15 protein-coding genes are annotated in these 17,078 nt (G+C 73.7%); 8 read left to right on the top strand and 7 right to left on the bottom strand.

The genetic code is table 11. The features are described 5' to 3' along the window. Positions 1 to 114: 114 nt before the first annotated feature. Complete coding sequence (locus tag IGS69_RS03775) at positions 115 to 1,323, bottom strand: ROK family transcriptional regulator (protein ID WP_190896964.1); 1,209 nt, start codon at positions 1,321 to 1,323, stop codon at positions 115 to 117. A 15-nt stretch (positions 1,324 to 1,338) separates the two neighbouring features. Continuing rightward, the gene (gene xylB, locus IGS69_RS03770) at positions 1,339 to 2,781 is read right to left on the bottom strand and encodes a xylulokinase (protein ID WP_190896962.1); all 1,443 of its coding nucleotides are present in this window, start codon (positions 2,779 to 2,781) and stop codon (positions 1,339 to 1,341) included. A gap of 130 nt (positions 2,782 to 2,911) precedes the next feature. On the opposite strand from xylB, the gene xylA reads away from it, so the two are divergent. After that, positions 2,912 to 4,078 carry a xylose isomerase gene (gene xylA / locus IGS69_RS03765; RefSeq protein ID WP_190896960.1) on the top strand — a complete coding sequence of 389 codons (1,167 nt, stop codon included), beginning with the start codon at positions 2,912 to 2,914 and terminating at the stop codon, positions 4,076 to 4,078. A 228-nt stretch (positions 4,079 to 4,306) separates the two neighbouring features. Next, positions 4,307 to 4,657, top strand: a complete 351-nt coding sequence (locus tag IGS69_RS03760) for a hypothetical protein (protein ID WP_190896958.1) — start codon at positions 4,307 to 4,309, stop codon at positions 4,655 to 4,657. A gap of 20 nt (positions 4,658 to 4,677) precedes the next feature. Here the strand turns inward: IGS69_RS03760 and IGS69_RS03755 are convergent, their stop codons facing one another. Next, a complete protein-coding gene (locus IGS69_RS03755) occupies positions 4,678 to 5,955 on the bottom strand; it encodes an SWIM zinc finger family protein (RefSeq protein ID WP_190896956.1) in 1,278 nt (425 codons plus the stop codon). After that, a complete protein-coding gene (locus IGS69_RS03750) occupies positions 5,952 to 8,801 on the bottom strand; it encodes a DEAD/DEAH box helicase (RefSeq protein WP_190896954.1) in 2,850 nt (949 codons plus the stop codon). The genes IGS69_RS03755 and IGS69_RS03750 overlap by 4 nt, the downstream gene beginning before the upstream one ends. A gap of 278 nt (positions 8,802 to 9,079) precedes the next feature. Here IGS69_RS03750 and IGS69_RS03745 point away from each other — a divergent pair, with 278 nt between their 5' ends. After that, positions 9,080 to 9,262 carry a hypothetical protein gene (locus IGS69_RS03745; protein WP_010040978.1) on the top strand — a complete coding sequence of 61 codons (183 nt, stop codon included), beginning with the start codon at positions 9,080 to 9,082 and terminating at the stop codon, positions 9,260 to 9,262. A gap of 193 nt (positions 9,263 to 9,455) precedes the next feature. Here IGS69_RS03745 and IGS69_RS03740 read toward each other — a convergent pair whose 3' ends face one another. After that, on the bottom strand, positions 9,456 to 10,328 hold the full coding sequence (locus IGS69_RS03740; RefSeq protein ID WP_190896952.1) for a hypothetical protein: 873 nt from the start codon (positions 10,326 to 10,328) through the stop codon (positions 9,456 to 9,458). A 135-nt stretch (positions 10,329 to 10,463) separates the two neighbouring features. Then, positions 10,464 to 10,760 (bottom strand): hypothetical protein, encoded by a 297-nt coding sequence (locus tag IGS69_RS03735; RefSeq protein WP_190896950.1) that lies wholly within the window; start codon positions 10,758 to 10,760, stop codon positions 10,464 to 10,466. 98 nt (positions 10,761 to 10,858) lie between these two features. Between IGS69_RS03735 and IGS69_RS03730 the strand changes: the two genes are divergently transcribed. Continuing rightward, the gene (locus tag IGS69_RS03730; RefSeq protein WP_190896948.1) at positions 10,859 to 11,758 is read left to right on the top strand and encodes an oxygenase MpaB family protein; all 900 of its coding nucleotides are present in this window, start codon (positions 10,859 to 10,861) and stop codon (positions 11,756 to 11,758) included. Positions 11,759 to 11,767: 9 nt separating this feature from the next. Here the strand turns inward: IGS69_RS03730 and IGS69_RS03725 are convergent, their stop codons facing one another. Beyond that, positions 11,768 to 12,367, bottom strand: coding sequence for a class I SAM-dependent methyltransferase (locus IGS69_RS03725; protein ID WP_190896946.1), 600 nt, complete (start codon positions 12,365 to 12,367; stop codon positions 11,768 to 11,770). Positions 12,368 to 12,559: 192 nt separating this feature from the next. On the opposite strand from IGS69_RS03725, the gene IGS69_RS03720 reads away from it, so the two are divergent. The 4 genes from IGS69_RS03720 to IGS69_RS03705 all read left to right on the top strand — a co-directional run bounded on the left by IGS69_RS03720 (position 12,560) and on the right by IGS69_RS03705 (position 16,967). Continuing rightward, positions 12,560 to 13,333, top strand: coding sequence for an MHYT domain-containing protein (locus IGS69_RS03720; RefSeq protein WP_190896944.1), 774 nt, complete (start codon positions 12,560 to 12,562; stop codon positions 13,331 to 13,333). A 190-nt stretch (positions 13,334 to 13,523) separates the two neighbouring features. Then, positions 13,524 to 16,100, top strand: a complete 2,577-nt coding sequence (locus IGS69_RS03715; protein WP_190896943.1) for a sensor histidine kinase — start codon at positions 13,524 to 13,526, stop codon at positions 16,098 to 16,100. Further along, positions 16,097 to 16,534, top strand: a complete 438-nt coding sequence (locus IGS69_RS03710; protein ID WP_031107026.1) for a roadblock/LC7 domain-containing protein — start codon at positions 16,097 to 16,099, stop codon at positions 16,532 to 16,534. Before IGS69_RS03715 ends, IGS69_RS03710 begins: the two co-directional genes overlap by 4 nt. Positions 16,535 to 16,556: 22 nt before the next feature. Further along, on the top strand, positions 16,557 to 16,967 hold the full coding sequence (locus tag IGS69_RS03705; RefSeq protein WP_190896941.1) for a DUF742 domain-containing protein: 411 nt from the start codon (positions 16,557 to 16,559) through the stop codon (positions 16,965 to 16,967). Positions 16,968 to 17,078 lie beyond the last annotated feature (111 nt).

The raw sequence follows: 17,078 nt of genomic DNA, 5'->3' as shown, positions 1-17,078 counted from the left end.
CGGGAGGATGCGGTGCGAAACGGTGGACGGGCCCGCGGATGTGGACAACTCCCTCACCCGGTCGGGTGATTGGATGACTTCGGACATGTCGGCCCACGAGGGCGACGGTTCGTCTCAGGCCTGTGCGGCGACGGCCGCCGGATCGTCCAGCACCGACCGGACCACCGAGTGCGCGGCCCCCAGCAGCGGCCCCTGAGGGCCCAGCCCGGACACGGACACGGGGCAGGCCGGACCTGCCGTGCGCCGCGCCAGCTCCTCCCGCAGCGAGGGCAGCAACCAGGGGGCGAGACCCGACAGTTCCCCGCCCAGGACCACACTCTCCGGGTCGAGCAGATTGACCGCCCCCGTCAGGGCCACACCGAGCGCCGTACCCGCGTCGCGCAGGGCCCGCCGTACGGACTCGTCGCCCTTGGCGGCACGCCCGGCGAGCAGCCCGACCCGGTCCTCGTCGGGTTCCAGGCCGGCCGCCCGCAGCACGGCCTCCTCACCGGCGTACTGCTCCAGGCAGCCCCGGCCGCCGCAGGCGCACTCCGGCCCGTCCGGCCGGACCGGCACATGCCCCAACTCGCCCGCGAATCCGCGCGTTCCGCGCAGCAGCCCGCCGTCCACCACGACCGCGGCACCGATACCGATCTCCGCCGAGACGTGCAGGAAGTCGCGGGGCGTGTCGTCGCCCAGCCAGAGTTCGGCGAGGGCACCGAAGTTGGCCTCGTTGTCCACCGTCAGCGGAAGGTCCGACGGCAGCAGTGCGCCGAGGTCCGTGTCGTGCCAGCCGAGGTTCGGGGCGCGCACGACGGTCCGGCCGTCGCGCGCCACCAGGCCCGGCACGGCCACCGCGAGTCCGGCCGGCCACAGGCCCTCGCCCTCCGCCTCGGCGACGACCTGCCGGATCAGGCCGGTGAGTTCCGCGAGCACGGGCCGAGGGGAGCGGCCGCGGTTGGCTCCCTGCCGTATCGCCCGTGACCGGGTCGCGCCGCGCAGGTCGACGGCACAGACCGCCAGATGGTCGACGCCGACCTCCGCGCCGATCCCGGCCGGGCCGCGAGCGCTGACCGCGAGCGCGGAACCGGGGCGGCCCACCCGGCCGGGCCGCTCGGGCCCCAGTTCCTCGAGGAGCCCCGAGCGGATGAGCTCGTCGACGAGCGTCGAGACCGCCGCGCGGGTCAGACCGATCCGCGAGGCGACGGCGGCCCGGGACAGCGGCCCCTCGTCGCGGACGGCGTGCAGGACACGGGAGAGGTTGCGGCGGCGCATGCCCTGCTGGGTGTCGGGCAGGGCGCGTCCCGGCCCGGCGGGACGGGCCTCGTGCAGCGGTGCGGTCATGCCTGACGCCAGTCCTCAGTGGGTGTCCGTGGGCCGCTCCAGCAGCGGAGCCGCGTCGGAGAGTACCCCGGCGATCCTCGCCAGCGTCTCCTCGTCCCGGTCGACGGCGTCGAGCACCGGCCCGGCCGCCGTGCCCCAGCGTCGCGCGACAGCCGCCGGATCCTCCCCGGTCAGCAGCCCGGCCGCCTGCGCCGCGGCGCCGAGCGCGACCAGCTCCTTGGCCTCGGGCACCTGAACGGGACGTCCCGAGAGCCTCAGCACGGTCTGCTGCCAGGCCGCGCCCCGCGCCCCGCCGCCGATCAGCAGCAGGGGCTCCGAACGGTCCGCGTCCTCGTCGAGGACCAGATCGAGCGCGCCGAGCAGGGAGTGCACGGCCCCGTCGTAGGCGGCCTGGAGGAGCTCCCCGCCGGTCGTGTCGTGGCGCAGGCCGTGCAGCAGGCCCGAGGCATGCGGCAGGTTCGGGGTGCGTTCGCCGTCCAGATAGGGCAGCAGGGTCACCGCCGTGCCGGGCTCCACGGCCTCGCGGTCCAGGCCCAGCAGCGCCGCGACGCGGTCGACGGCGAGCGTGCAGTTCAGGGTGCAGGCCAGGGGCAGCCAGTCGCCGCGGGCGTCGGCGAAACCCGCCACCGTGCCGCTCGGGTCGGCGGGCCGGTGCCGGGACACGGCGTACACCGTGCCCGAGGTGCCGAGGCTCATCACCGGCACACCCGGCCGCACCCCGAGGCCCAGTGCCGCCGCGGCGTTGTCGCCGGTCCCGGGTGCGACCAGAGTGCCCTTGGAGAACGGCAGATCGTGGCGGTGCACCGTGCCCGCCACCTCGCCGGGCCGGACCACACGCGGCAGCAGGGCCGGATCGAGCCCCACGTGCGCCAGGATCTCCTCGTCGTACGCCTCGGTCCCGGACGCCCACCAGCCGGTCCCCGAGACGTCGCCGCGGTCGGTCGTGCCCTGCCCGGTGAGCCGCTCGGTGAGGTAGTCGTGGGGGAGGCGCACGGCCTTCGTGGCGCGCACCGCCTCCGGCTCGTGCTCGGCCAGCCAGGCCCACTTGGTGACCGTGAACGAGGCGGCCGGCACGCTTCCGGTGCGCTCCGCCCAGAACTTCGCGCCGCCCAGCTCCTCCGTCAGCCGGCGGGCCTGCGGCGCCGAGCGTACGTCGTTCCACAGCATGGCCGGCCGCACCGGACTTCCCCGGCCGTCCAGGGTGACGAGGCCGTGCTGCTGCCCGCCGACCGACACCGCGGCGGCCTCGTGCGCCGCCTCACCGCACTGGTGCAGGGCCTCGCAGAGCGCGTCCCACCACTGGCGCGGATCGGTCTCCCGCCCGGCCCCCGAGGAGACCGTGTGCGGCGCCTGGCCGCTCGCGACCACCCGTCCGGTGGACGCGTCGACGACCAGCGCCTTGGTGGACTGGGTGGACGAGTCCACACCGACGACGAGCGGACCCTCGGCTGCTGACATCGGGCTTCTCCCTACTGCGCGCGGCACGTGTCTCCGTTCGGAGGCACCTTGTCTCTTCCCAGAGAGGTGCCCGCATACTAATTTGTAAATCGGCATGACGAAATAGCCTCAGCGAGCAAGGAGCCGCGGCATGAGCTACCAGCCCACCCCCGAGGACAGGTTCACCTTCGGCCTGTGGACCGTCGGCTGGCAGGGCCGGGATCCCTTCGGCGACGCCACCCGGCGTGCCCTGGACCCCGTCGAGACGGTGCAGCGCCTGGCCGAGCTGGGCGCCCACGGCGTGACCTTCCACGACGACGACCTGATCCCGTTCGGCTCGGGCGACACCGAGCGCGAGGCGCACATCAAGCGCTTCCGCCAGGCCCTGGACGCCACGGGCATGAAGGTCCCGATGGCCACCACCAACCTCTTCACGCACCCGGTCTTCAAGGACGGCGCGTTCACCGCCAACGACCGCGACGTGCGCCGCTACGCCCTGCGCAAGACCATCCGCAACATCGACCTCGCCGCCGAGCTCGGCGCCCAGGTGTACGTGGCCTGGGGCGGTCGTGAGGGCGCCGAGTCGGGCGCCGCCAAGGACGTCCGCGCGGCTCTGGACCGGATGAAGGAGGCCTTCGACCTGCTCGGCGAGTACGTCACCTCCCAGGGCTACGACCTGCGCTTCGCGATCGAGCCCAAGCCGAACGAGCCGCGCGGCGACATCCTGCTGCCGACCGTGGGCCACGCCCTGGCGTTCATCGAGCGCCTGGAGCGGCCGGAGCTGTACGGCGTGAACCCCGAGGTCGGGCACGAGCAGATGGCCGGGCTGAACTTCCCGCACGGCATCGCGCAGGCGCTGTGGGCGGGCAAGCTGTTCCACATCGACCTCAACGGCCAGTCCGGCATCAAGTACGACCAGGACCTGCGCTTCGGCGCCGGCGACCTGCGGGCCGCGTTCTGGCTGGTCGACCTGCTGGAGTCGGCCGGATACGCCGGTCCGCGGCACTTCGACTTCAAGCCGCCGCGGACCGAGGACCTCGACGGCGTGTGGGCTTCGGCTGCCGGCTGCATGCGCAACTACCTCATCCTCAAGGAGCGCGCCGCCGCCTTCCGCGCCGACCCGGAGGTCCAGGAGGCCCTGGGCGCGGCCCGTCTCGACGAGCTGGCGCAGCCCACCGCCGCGGACGGCCTCCAGGCGCTGCTCGGCGACCGGTCGGCGTTCGAGGCGTTCGACGTGGAGGCGGCTGCCGCGCGTGGCATGGCCTTCGAGCACCTGGACCAGTTGGCGATGGATCATCTGCTGGGGGCACGTGGCTGAGGCCACGCGCGCGTGCGGGCCGTCGGCCGGTCACTCCGGCCGGCCGCCGGGCCCGACAGCTGGTCGACTCGACGGGCCCGTCATGGTCCGGCCGGCCGGCGGGCCCGTCATGGTCCGGCCGGCCGGCGGGCCCGACATGCTCCGGAATCATGCGGTCCACGCCATGAGTCCGTATCAGCTTCCGTGCGCCCCTCCCGGCCCGAGGGGCGCGCGGCGACTCTGGTCGGTATGGCCATGCCGCCCGTACCACCGCATCCGCCCGGGCCTCCCCGGCGCCGGAACCCGCTGTTCGTCCTCCTCGTCGTGTTCGTGGCCGTCGCCGCCGTGTCGCTCGTGGTGCTGATGGCCTCGGACCGGGGTGACTCGTCGGACGAGGAGCCGTCCGGCGGGAGCACGAGCGCCACTCCCGCCCCGTCCTTCGGCATCCCCACCCAGCTGCCCTCCAGGCTGCCGAGCGATCTGCCGACCCGGCTGCCGTCGGGCTTCCCGACCAAGCTGCCGAGCGATCTGCCCAGTGACCTTCCGAGCGATCTCGAATCGCTCCTTCCGTCCCTGGACCCCGGCGAACCAGTGCCCTGACGCCCGCACCCCCAAGATCTTCAGAGGGAGGTCCCTTCTTCGGGGGCGGGCTCCGCCGACGCCGCAGCCGTCACCGACGCCAGCGCCGTCGCCGGATCCTGTGCGGCGCCCCCGGCGGGCTGCCACCGGCTGCGCTCCTTGCGGTAGGGCCACCAGCGGCCGTCCCGTCCGAGGCGCAGCTGGACCGGTGCGCCGACGACCGTCCAGCGGTTGGCCCGGGCTCGCAACTGAGGCCGTTCACCGGTCTCCCAGGCCGAGTCCAGGGCGGCACGCGCGCGTGCGAGCGTCTCGTCCTGCGGCTGCCACTCCTCGTCCAGGACCGACAGTGCCTCCGTACCGCCGTGACGCCAGGCGCACACGGCCGTCGCCAACCCCTCCCTGCCGCGCCCCGACCCGGCGGCGAGCCGGTCGGTCATCTCCGGCCCGGGAACACCCGCGGCCAGCCGTACCGCGTCCTGAGCCGACGTCACCTCCAGACAGGGCTCCGCCCGGAGCGCTCCCCGGAGCAGACCATGGGCCTCTACGGCGGTCCGCACGGCCAGGAACTCCAGCGCGGCCGGGTCGACGCCGGGGGCCGGTGGAGTCTCGGTGTCGAGGGACGGCGGTACGCCCGGCTCGACGGGGAGTTCGGGCAGGGGCGGCAGCGGAGGCAGGATGTCACCGGCCGCGTACGCCTCGGCGGCGTCCACACCCTCCGGAGCCGAGGGCTCCGCCGCGGACGTACCGCTACGGCTCTGGAGATCGTCCAGCACCGAACCCTCGGCGCGCCCCCGCATCAGCAGCAGCACGAACGGGTCCTGATCGAGCAACCGGGCCACCTGGTAGCAGAGCGCCGCCGTGTGGCCGCAGTGGTCCCATGCCTCGCAGTCGCATTCCGGTTCCAGGTCTCCCAGGCCCGGGAGCAGTTCCACTCCCGCGTCCGCCGCGTCCTCGACCAAGTGCGGCGGCATCTCCCGGTCCAGCAGCGCCGCCACGTGACCGGCCCGCTCCACCGTTATGTCGAGGAAGCGGTCCCACTGCTCGGGCGAGAGCTCCTCCAGCAGGACGTCGGCCCGGTGCGCCGTACGGTCGCGGTCCAGGACGACGGCCGTGAGCCGCCCGGGGCGCACCGACACCGTCCCGACCGCGCCCGCACGGGCGAGCCGGCGGCCCGTCTTGAGCTGCGCCGAGTCCAGCGCCGTGCTCTCCAGGGCCGTCAGCCAGGCCTGGCCCCACCAGGTCTGCGCGAAGCCCTTCCCGTGCGCGGGCGGCAGTGCCGCGAAGGTGCGTTCCATGTCGCCGTCTTCGTGCCGAGTCATCGCAGGCCCCCTCGCAGCGCGACCAGATCCGCCAGTTCCGCGTCCGTCAGTTCCGTGAGTGCCGCCTCACCGGCGCTCAGGACCGCGTCCGCCAGCTTCCGCTTGCGCAGCAGCAGTTCGGCGATGCGGTCCTCGATCGTTCCCTCCGCGATGATCCGGTGCACCTGCACGGGCCGCAGCTGGCCGATGCGGTACGCGCGGTCCGTGGCCTGCGCCTCGACGGCCGGGTTCCACCAGCGGTCGTAGTGCACGACGTGCTCGGCGCGGGTGAGGTTCAGCCCGGTGCCCGCCGCCTTCAACGACAGCAGGAACACCGGCACCTCGCCGTCCTGGAAGCGCCGCACCATGGCCTCGCGCTCGGCGACGGGCGTCCCTCCGTGCAGGAACTGCGAGGGTGTGCCGCGAGCTGCCAGATGCCGTTCGAGGAGACGGGCCATCTGCACGTACTGGGTGAACACCAGCACGCCTGCCTCCTCGGCGAGAATCGTGTCGAGCAACTCGTCCAGGAGCTCCAGCTTCCCGGACCGCCCGGAGATCACCGGCCGCTCCTCCTTGAGGTACTGCGCCGGGTGGTTGCAGATCTGCTTGAGGCCGGTCAGCAGCTTCACGATCAGACCCCGCCGGGCCATGCTGCCGGCGCCGGCGATCTCCGCGAGCGCCTCGCGCACCACGGCCTCGTACAGCGCCGCCTGCTCCCGGGTGAGCGACACGGCGTGATCGGTCTCCGTCTTCGGCGGCAGCTCGGGCGCGATGCCGGGGTCCGACTTGCGGCGGCGCAGCAGGAAGGGCCGTACGAGCCGGGCCAGCCGGTCGGCCGCGGCCGGGTCCTGACCGCCCTCGACGGCCTCCGCATACCGCCGGCGGAAGGTGCCGAGCCGGCCCAGCAGGCCCGGAGTCGTCCAGTCGAGGATCGCCCACAGCTCCGACAGGTTGTTCTCCACCGGGGTGCCGGTGAGCGCCACGCGCGCGCGTGCACCGATGGAACGCAGCTCCCGGGCGGTGGACGAGTACGGGTTCTTCACGTGCTGGGCCTCGTCCGCCACGAGCATGCCCCACGGAACGCCGGCGAGCCGGGGCGCGTCAAGGCGCATCGTGCCGTACGTGGTGAGCACGAACTCCCCGTCGGCCAGCCCCTCCAGGCCGCGCCGCGCACCGTGGAAGCGCCGCACCGGTGTGCCGGGCGCGAACCGTTCGATCTCCCGCTGCCAGTTGCCCATCAGGGACGTCGGGCAGACCACCAGGGTCGGTCCGGCGGACCCGGCGTCGGACTGCCGGTGCAGGTGGAGGGCGATCAGCGTGATCGTCTTGCCCAGCCCCATGTCGTCGGCGAGGCAGCAGCCCAGGCCGAGGGATGTCATACCGGCGAGCCAGTTCAGGCCCCGCCGCTGGTAGTCCCGCAGGGTGGCGGCGAGGGCGGCAGGCTGCTCCACGGGCTGCTGCCCCTCGGGGTCCGCGAGCCGCTCCCGCACCGTCGCCAGCCAGCCGGTCGGCCGCACCTCGACCCGGCGGCCGTCCACCTCCGCCCAGCCCGTCAGGGCCGCGCCGAGGGCGTCCACCGGTGTCACCTTGCGGTCCTGCCCGGAGCGGGCCAGGCGTGCCTCCTCAGGGTCGATCAGGACCCACTGGTCGCGCAGCCGCACCAGCGGGCGCTTCGCCTCGGCGAGACGGTCCAGCTCCGCGCGGTCCAGCCGCCGGTCACCCACGGCGAACGACCATGTGAAGGCGAGCAGCGCGTCGGCGGACAGGAACGACGGCAGCCCGGCGAACTCCCTGCCGGACTCCGGACCGCCGTCGGAGGGTCCCACCTCCGCGTGCGTGCTGAGCTCACGGGACAGCCCCTTCGGCCAGTGCACGTCGACCCCGGCCGCCCGGAGCGCGCGGGCACCCGCGCCGAGCAGGTCGGTGACCTCCTCGTCGGCGAGTTCGGCCGCGTCCGGCACGGCAGCCGACAGCAGAGGTGTCAGCGGGGCCCAGGCCCGGGCGGCCCGGCGCAGCGCGAGCAGCGCGTCCATCCGCGCGCGCGGGCCGAAGGCGTCGCCCGTGGCGCCGGCCCAGACGTCCGCGGCGTCCGCGACGAGCGCCGGATCGCTGACGCTGTGCACCTGGAGCACGGCCCGGAACGTGACGTCCGCGCCCTCGTCCGCCGCGTCGGCCAAACTGTCCGCCGCGTCCGTCAGACCGTCCGCCGCGTCTTTCAGTCCATCCGCCTCGATCCGCAGTGACAGCCGCACGCCCGCGTCGTGGCCCGCGGCGACATCGGCGGCCCAGGCGCGCTGCTCGGGCAGCCGCACCGGTTCAGGGCTGCTGTAGGCGGGGCCGCCCGTCACCAGCGGCGCCGCGGGGGAGCGGGGCAGGGTGTCGGCGACCGCGTCGAGGAAGGCGCGCAGGAGCTGCTCAGGGTCGGGCAGCAGCAGCGGTCCGGCGCCTTCCAGGGGCGTGGCGTGCGCCTCGGGCGGCATCGCGGCGGCGAGCCGGCGTACGGCCTCGATGTCCTGGGCGCGCAGCGGGCCGGTGCGCCAGGCGTCGTGGTCGCTGGGGGACAGTCCGGGCAGCAGCAGTCCGCGCGCCACGAGGTGCAGGGCGTGCAGGGTGGCCGCTCCCCAGAAGACGGTGGACCGATGTCCGTGTCCGACGGCACGCGCACGCGTGAGGACCGGAAGCGCCGTGCCCACCGGCAGCAGGGCGGCGGGGACACGGGCTGCCTCGATCCCGCCGTCACGGGGCAGTGCGACGGTCAGGTCGGTGACGGGCGAAGCATCCACGACGGGGGCGACGCCGTCCGGCCGCCAGAAGGCGACCCTGCCCGTGCGCGCGGGGTCGCCGGGCAGGAACACGGAGCTGCACATGGCCAGTTCGGAGAGGTCGGAGGAGGGTGCCGGGAGAGTCGGATGCTCGGCTATAGCTGATTCCTCAAATTTGACTAGTGAGAGCGGAGTCGCCGAGAGTACAGCACTTCCGGTGCACATGGGTGTGGAAGAGGTGTGAGCCGGGTCACCATGGAGGTCTCGGGGGTGCGTCGGGGTCGCACCTCAGGGATGTCTCAGGGTCGCGGTCCGGAACCGCCGTGGAGGCGGGTCCGTTTTCGAGACAGAGAGCGGCAGTGGCCGCGAAGGAGGCGACAGTCATGTCGAAGAACGCCAAGATCGCCGCGGGCGGTGTGGCGGTCGGGCTCATCCTGCTGATCTGGCTGCCCTGGTGGGCATCGCTCCTGATCATCCTGGGAGTCCCGGCCGCCGCGTACCTCACGCTGGATCCATCCCAGCGGCGCAGGCTGCGCCGCGCCACGCGCAAGGAGCTCGGCCGCTGAGGCGCGCTGACGCGGTATGGCCTCATGTGTGCGGCGGTGGCTGGGCCGAGCCGAACTGCCTCGGCCCAGCCGTGTCGGCCAGGCCGGGCTGAGTCGGTCAGGCCAGGCTGTATCAGTCAGGGCCTACCGAATCGGATAAACCGGTCTGGATCGGCCAGACTCGGCTGAATCGGCTCAGCCCGGCCCGGCCGGCTCAGTTCGGCCGTACGGCGATCTTGTCCAGCGCGTCGAGGAGACCCGGCAGCTCCGGGCCCCGGCCCACCGGCAGGACCTCGCCGGGTTCCTCGTCGAGCAGCACAAAGGCGATGTCGTCGGTCCGGGCGACGAGCGACCAGCCCGGACCGTCGGCTCGCAGGGTTCGGGCGTCACCTGAGGCGAAGGACGACCGCACCCGGCCCAGCGGCGGCGGCGAGTCGATGTACGTGCGGGCCTCCGCGAGAACACGCCGGATGCCGCTGCGGCCCCCCATCTGCCCGTTCTCCCCGCGGCCGTCCGGCTCACGGTCCTGTTCGCTGTCCGGTCCGCCCTCGTCACCCGGCTCTCCGGAGGCCGCGGGCGTCGGGAACTCCGTGTCGTCGACCTGCTCCCGCCACACCGCCCACTGGAGCGCGATCTCGTCCGCGCCCAGACGCCGCTGCGCCGGCCCCCAGACGCTGGTGTCCGGCGGAGTCAGCGGAGGCCGGTCGTCCGCCTCCGGGCCCGGATCGTGCGGCGCGGGCACCCCGGGGGCCGCGACGGCGACCGCGAGGGGCCAGCCGGGCAGAGCCGCGACGACCGTGCGCTCGTCGGGCGACAGCTCGTACTCCATGCCGCAGTCCCAGGACGCGATCGCGACGGCCACCAGGGAAACGTCGTCGATGGCCACCGTCCACCGGGCGCCCTCGCCGTCCTGCCCGAGCACCAGCCCGTACCCGTCGGCGAGCGGCGCGAGACCGAGCGCCGCGCATGCCTCGGGGTAGTCGTCGCCCAGCACACTCGGGAACTTCGCCGGCGTCAGCAGCACCGCCGTGAGCACATAGAGCGCATCGTCCTCGGCGGCGACGGCTTCCTCGTCCGTCCCGGCCATCCCAGCCTCCCCATCGGTTCGTCCACCGGCGCGCACCCTAGTGCGCCCGCAAGCCCCTTGTCACGGCCTCGCATGCGCACGCCGAGCTGCAGTTTTCCGGCGGACGGGGCGAATCGGCCGTCCGGCCCGCGCGCATCACGCCGCCGGCAGTCCCAGCAACCCGCGCGCCACGGTCTCCGGCGACTCACCGCGCTCCCGGGCCAGCGCGATCACGGCCCGGCGGGCCAGCTCGTTCACGCCGAACGACAGCGCCTCCGGCGACACCCAGCCGGCCGCCTCGTCGGCCCGCTCCTGGTCGTCCTGCGCCCCGGCCGTCACGTACGTCGCCGCGGCCTCGAAGAGGTTGTGCGGACGCTTGTCCCCGTCGGCCTTCGGTTCCGTGCGCATGGCATCGGCGACCCGTCCCCCGGCTTTGCGGAACCTGTCCCACATGCTGACCACCTTCCCCCTGTGCTCCTGCCGTGCCCGGTCATCCATCTCCCTGTCACCAACGTAAAGTTGGAGAACCTGTGGCAGAAGGGGGCGGCACGGTGAAGCGCTATGCGCGGCTCGAACAGATCCGGCGGATGGACCCGTACGAGGAGGCTACAGAGATCTACCGGCTCAGCGTGGCGTACGAGTTCCCCTGGGACTTCACCCGCGCCCTGGAGCTGGCCCTGTACCGCACCTACGCCGTCCCTGGCATCGGCCGGCTGCTCGCGCGCACCGCGGAGCTCACGGACCGGCCGCAGAAGCGCTACGACGACACCTCGCTGCTCCTGGACGCCATCGTCGAGCACGGCTTCGGCAGCGACCTGGGCCGCACCGCGATCCGCCGCATCAACCAGATGCACCGCAGCTACGACATCAGCGACGACGACATGCGCTACGTGCTCTGCACGTTCGTCGTGATGCCGAAACGGTGGATCGACGCCTACGGCTGGCGCAGGATGTCACGCCAGGAGACCGTCGCCAGTGTCGTCCACTACCGCACTCTGGGCCGGCACATGGGCATCAAGGACATCCCCAGCACCTACGAGGAGTTCGAGACCTGCCTCGACTCCTACGAGGCCGCCCACTTCGCCTGGGACGAGGACGCCCGGCGGGTCTCGGATGCCACGCTCGACCTGATGGCCTCCTGGTACCCCGGCCCGCTCGCGCCCCTGCTGCGCCCCACGACCCTCGCGCTGCTCGACGACTCGCTGCTGCGCGCATTCCGCTACACCCCGCCCAGTGACGCCACGCGTGCGTGGGTGCGTCGCGCCGTGCGGCTCCGGGGCCGCGCCGTGCGCCTGCTGCCGCCCCGGCGCGCCCCGCACTTCGCCCGCCAGAACCGGGAGATCAAGGGCTACCCGTACGGCTACCGGATCACCGACCTGGGCACCCGCCCGGTGCCGGGCCTCGGGGGCTGCCCCGTGCGGCACGGGGCGCCGGACGCCGAGGCCGGGTGACGCGGCGGCTCAGTCCTCGCGCACGGCGAGCGCGAGGAACCGGGAGTCCTCGTCGACGTACGACGTCAGGCGCCACCCGGAACCGGCCAGCAGCGGGCCGAGATTGGGCTCGGCGCGCAGGTCGTCCGGGGTGAGCGGGCGACCGTGGCGAGCCGCGAGAGCCGCCCTGCCGATCGGGTGGAACAGCGCCAGCACCGCGCCGGGGCGCACCACACGCGCCAGCTCCCGCAGGTTCTCGGCCGGGTTCCCGAGGTGCGAGATGAGGCCCGCCCCGAACACGGCGTCCAGCGACCGCGAGCGCAGGGGCAGCGCCGCGACGTCCGCGAGGAGCAACTGCCCGTCACGGTCCCGTCCGGCCCGTACGGCCTCCCGCAGCATGGCTGGGGTCAGGTCCGCCCCGAGGACCGCCCCTGAGGCCCCCACGGCGGCTCGCAGCGGCGGCAGGGCGCGTCCGGTGCCGCACCCCGCGTCGAGCACCCGGTCACCCGTCCGCAGCCCCAGCTCGGCGACCGCGGCGGCATAGGCAGGCCCGTCGTCAGGGAACCGGCTGTCCCAGTCGGCGGCGCGGGCTGTGAAGAACTCCTGAACACGCGTCTGCTCGTCGCTCATGTACCGCATGATTCCTCACCGGTACGGATGACGCCTCACTGCCAGGGGTGACGCTGCACAGGCACGGATGACGTCTCAGCGCACACGTTCGAGCGTGACCCGATCGCTCCGGTACACCCTTGGGTCATATTCCAACACCTTTCGAACTGCGCCCCCTTCGCGCGCCTCTGCCGGGTCTAGCGTCCCTGGGCCATGGGACACCTGGACCACGCAGCCCTGGGGTGGCTGACCCCCGCACTGTCGTACGTGATGGCCTGCACAGGCGCCGCGCTCGGTCTGCGCTGCACCGTGCGCGCGCTCGCCACCACCGGGCGCTCGCGCCGCAACTGGCTCGTCACCGCGGCCTCGGCGATCGGCACCGGCATCTGGACCATGCACTTCGTGGCCATGCTCGGCTTCGGCGTCACCGGCACCGACATCCGCTACGACGTGCCGCTCACCCTCCTGAGCCTGCTCGTCGCCATGGTCGTCGTCTGCGCCGGCGTCTTCGCCGTCGGCTACGGCAAGGACCGCGGCCGGGCCCTGCTCGCCGGCGGGCTCACCACCGGCCTCGGCGTCGCGAGCATGCACTACCTGGGCATGGCGGCCGTCCGGCTGCACGGCGACGTGACCTACGATCCGCTGCTCGTCGCACTCTCCGTCCTGATCGCCGTCGTCGCCGCGACGGCGGCCCTGTGGGCGGCCCTCAACATCAAGTCGCCCGTGGCGGTCACCATCGCCTCCCTGATCATGGGCGCGGCCGTCAGCAGCATGCACTACACCGGCATGTTCGCGGTGGGCGTGCGTGTGACGCCCTCCGCGCAGGCCCTGCCCGGAGCGACGGCGATGCAGTTCATCTTCCCCCTCGCCGTCGGCCTCGGCTCCTACCTCTTCCTGACCTCGGCCTTCGTCGCCCTTTCGCCGACGGCGGGGGAGCGCGCGGCGTCCGCCTCGGCCCAGCGGCCGGTCCAGGGCGTCGCCCCCTAGCCGGGCGGACGCCGGCCGTGCCTCGGAGGGCCGATGAGCCACGAGGGCCGCTGCGGCCAGGGACTCGGCCCGTATGCCCCGAACCCCGGGTTTCCCTGGCCATGGCCTCGGCCCGTACGCCCCGAGCCCCGGGTCCCCCTGGCCATGGCCTCGGCCCGTACGCCCCGAACCACTCCCGAGCGAGGAGTCCATGCGAACACCCCGTAGGACCCCCACAGCCGGCGCCGACGCGCCGCCCTCTCCCGTGCGCGGCCGCCGCGCGCACGCCGGACCACCGGCCGACGAAGGCCCCGACACGCCCTCGGACGCCGCGCCGGCAGGGGCCCCCACGCGCGCGGATCGCTGGCACATACGCCCCCGCACCGTGCGCGCCAAGATCATCTCTCTGCTGATGGTGCCGGTCGTCTCCCTCCTGGCCCTGTGGGCCTACGCCACGGTCACCACTGCCCAGGACGTCTCCCGGCTCCGCCAGGTCCAGCGCGTCGACGCCACGGTCCGCGCCCCCGTCTCCGCCGCCGTCGCCGCCCTCCAGGCCGAACGCGCGGCCGCCGTACGCCGCGCCACCGACCCGAACGCCGTCCGCACCGGCGAACTGGACGAACTCGCCCGGCGCACCGACCGGGCCGTCGCACAACTGCGCCTCGGCAACGGCACCACCGTCGCCGACAGCGGGGAACTGCCCGCCGGAGTCGCCCAGCGGCTGAAGGCGTTCGTCTCCGGCGCGGAGCAACTGCGGCCGCTGCGCACCGCCGTGCGGGACGGGCACGCGGGCTGGGCCGAGACGTACGACCGCTACACCGGGACCATCTCGGCCGCGTTCGAGGTCGGAGGGGCCCTCACCGGAATCCGGGACGCCGACCTCGGCTCGGACGCGCGCGTGCTGCTCGAATTCGCCCGCGCGGGCGAGGCGCTGGCCCGGGAGGACGCGGTACTGGCGAGTGCCCGCCTGGACGGCACCCTGACCGGAGAGCGGCTCCGGCTCTTCACCGGCGCCGTCGATCTGCGCCGTACGCTCACCGAGTCGGCCGTCGCGGACCTGAGCGGCACCGAACGCTTCGCCTGGGACGCCCTCGCCGCCGACGGTGCCTACACCGGCCTCGGCGAGGTCGAGGACGGAATCCTGGCCCGCGGGCCGGGCGCGAAGGCGGTCGAAGCGGCACCCGAGAGCACCTGGAACACGCCCTACGCGCGCGTGCAGAACGGCATGCGCACCATCGAGGACGACGCGGCACGCGGAGTCGCCGAGCGGGCCGACCCGTTCACCCGGGGACTGCTCACCCCGGCCGGCGCCGCCGTCCTGCTCGGCCTCGCCGCCGTCGCCGCCTCGCTCGTCATCTCCGTCCGCATCGGACGCGGCCTCGTCGTGGAACTGGTCAGCCTGCGCAACAGCGCCCTGGAGATCGCCCGCCGCAAACTCCCCGACGCCATGCGGAAACTACGGGCGGGCGAAGAGATCGACGTCCGCGCCGAGGCCCCACCGGGAGCGCCCGCCGAGGACGAGACCGGGCAGGTCGCCGAGGCCCTCACCACCGTGCACCGCGCCGCGCTGCGGGCCGCCGTGGAACGCGCCGAACTCGCCAGCGGCATCTCCGGCGTCTTCGTCAACCTCGCCCGCCGCAGCCAGATCCTCGTCCACCGCCAGCTGGCCCTCCTCGACAGCATGGAACGCCGCTCCGACGACCCGAACGAGCTGAGCGACCTCTTCCGCCTCGACCACCTCACCACCCGCATGAGGCGCCACGCCGAGAGCCTGATCATCCTCTCCGGGGCCGCCCCCGGCCGTGCCTGGCGCATGCCGGTCTCCCTGACGAACGTGGTCCGAGCGGCAGTCTCCGAAGTGGAGGACTACGCGCGCGTGGAGGTGCGGCAACTCCCCGAGGCAGCCGTCGTCGGCGCGGCCGTCGCCGACCTCACGCATCTGCTGGCCGAGATCATCGAGAACGCCGCGCAGTTCTCACCGCCCCACACGCGCGTGCGCGTCACCGGCGAACCCGTCGGCAACGGCTACGCCGTCGAGGTCGAGGACCGCGGCCTCGGCATGGGCAAGGAGACTCTCGCCGAGGCCAACCGCCGCATCGCCCAGTCCGAGGCACTCGACCTGTTCGACAGCGACAGGCTCGGCCTCTTCGTGGTCAGCAGGCTCGCCGCCCGGCACGACGTCAAGGTCCACCTGCGGACATCCCCGTACGGCGGCACCACCGCGGTCGTCCTGCTTCCCACCGCCCTGCTCCACACCGGGGCGGCCGAACGGTCCCCGGAGGCGGCGGAACCCGCGCGGCAGCCGGAGGAACGCGCCTACGCGCGCGTGCCCGACGACACCTTCCTCCAGGACGCCGTCCCGGCCCAGGCCGACCGGCGCGCCCTCGTGGCGCCCGTGCCGGCCGCCGCCGAGCCCGAGGCCGCGCGTCAGGCGGAGACCTCGCCCCACGTGGACAGTCCGCGTCACTTGGAGACCCCGAGCCAGACCCCACCCTCAGGAGTCGCCACCTTGCGACTGCACCGCCCACCGCAGCAGCCCGAAGACTCCGACGACCTTCCGCGCCGCGTGCGGCAGGCAAGCCTCGCTCCCCAACTGCGCGAAAGGCGCCCCGAGGAGCAGCCGTCGGCACCCGCTCCCCGGGACGACGAGCGCACCCCCGAACTCGTCCGGGACCGCATGGCCGCCTATCGCGACGGCTGGGCGCGGGGCGGCGGCAGGCGACCCGGCCGCGGCACCACTCCCGGCCCCGCGACCGGCAGCGACAGCAGCGAAGGAGACCCCGCATGATCCAGGACCCGAGCACCCAGTCCGCCCGGCGTTCCGGCGAACTCGACTGGCTGCTGGACGATCTGGTGCTCCGCGTCAGCGACATCCGGCACGCCGTGGTGCTGTCCAACGACGGCCTCGCCGTGGGCGCGTCGACCGGACTGCGCCGTGAGGACGCCGAGCACCTCGCCGCGGTCGCCTCGGGCTTCAACAGCCTCGCCAAGGGTGCGGGCCGGCACTTCGGCGCAGGCGGAGTCCGCCAGACCATGGTTGAGATGGACGAGGCCTTCCTGTTCGTGGCCGCCGCGGGCGACGGCTCCTGCCTCGCCCTCCTCACCGCCGTCACCGCCGACATCGGCCTCGTGGCCTACGAGATGGCCCGCCTGGTCAAACGCGTCGGCGAGCACCTCGGCACGGCACCCCGGGTGGCCGCGCAGCCACCCGCGGCCGGATGAACCGGGAGAACGGTCCACGCAGATGACCGAGGACATGACGGACACCCAGCACGAGCAGGGCAGCCAGTGGTACGACAACGAGGCCGGCCCGCTCGTCCGCCCCTACGCCATGACGGGCGGACGCACCCGCCCCGGCCCCACCGGCGTACGGTTCGACCTGATCGCCCTGGTCACGCTGGACCCGGGCGCACCCGGTGTGGACGACGCCCCGCTCGGCCCGGAGCACCGCAACCTCCTCGACCTGTGCCGCCCGGAGACCCAGTCGGTCGCCGAACTCGCCGCCGGTGCGGACCTGCCCGTAGGCGTGGTCAGGGTCCTCCTCGGCGACCTCCTGGAACTCGGCTGCGTCACCGTCAGCCGCCCCGTACCACCGGCGCAACTGCCCGACGAACGCATCCTGCGCGAGGTGATCGAGGGGCTGAGAGCGCTGTAGCCCGCCACGTACCGCACCGGCTGTACTCCCGTCTGCCGGCGCCGAGCCCCAGACCACCCGCTCCACCACTCACGCCTGCCCGACACCCGGCACTCCCGAGAGAAGTGATCA

The organism is Streptomyces tuirus (assembly GCF_014701095.1).
GTDB lineage: Bacteria > Actinomycetota > Actinomycetes > Streptomycetales > Streptomycetaceae > Streptomyces > Streptomyces tuirus.
The sequence above is the reverse complement of the archived record's forward strand: the minus strand, read 5'-3'. Positions and strand labels throughout refer to the sequence as shown.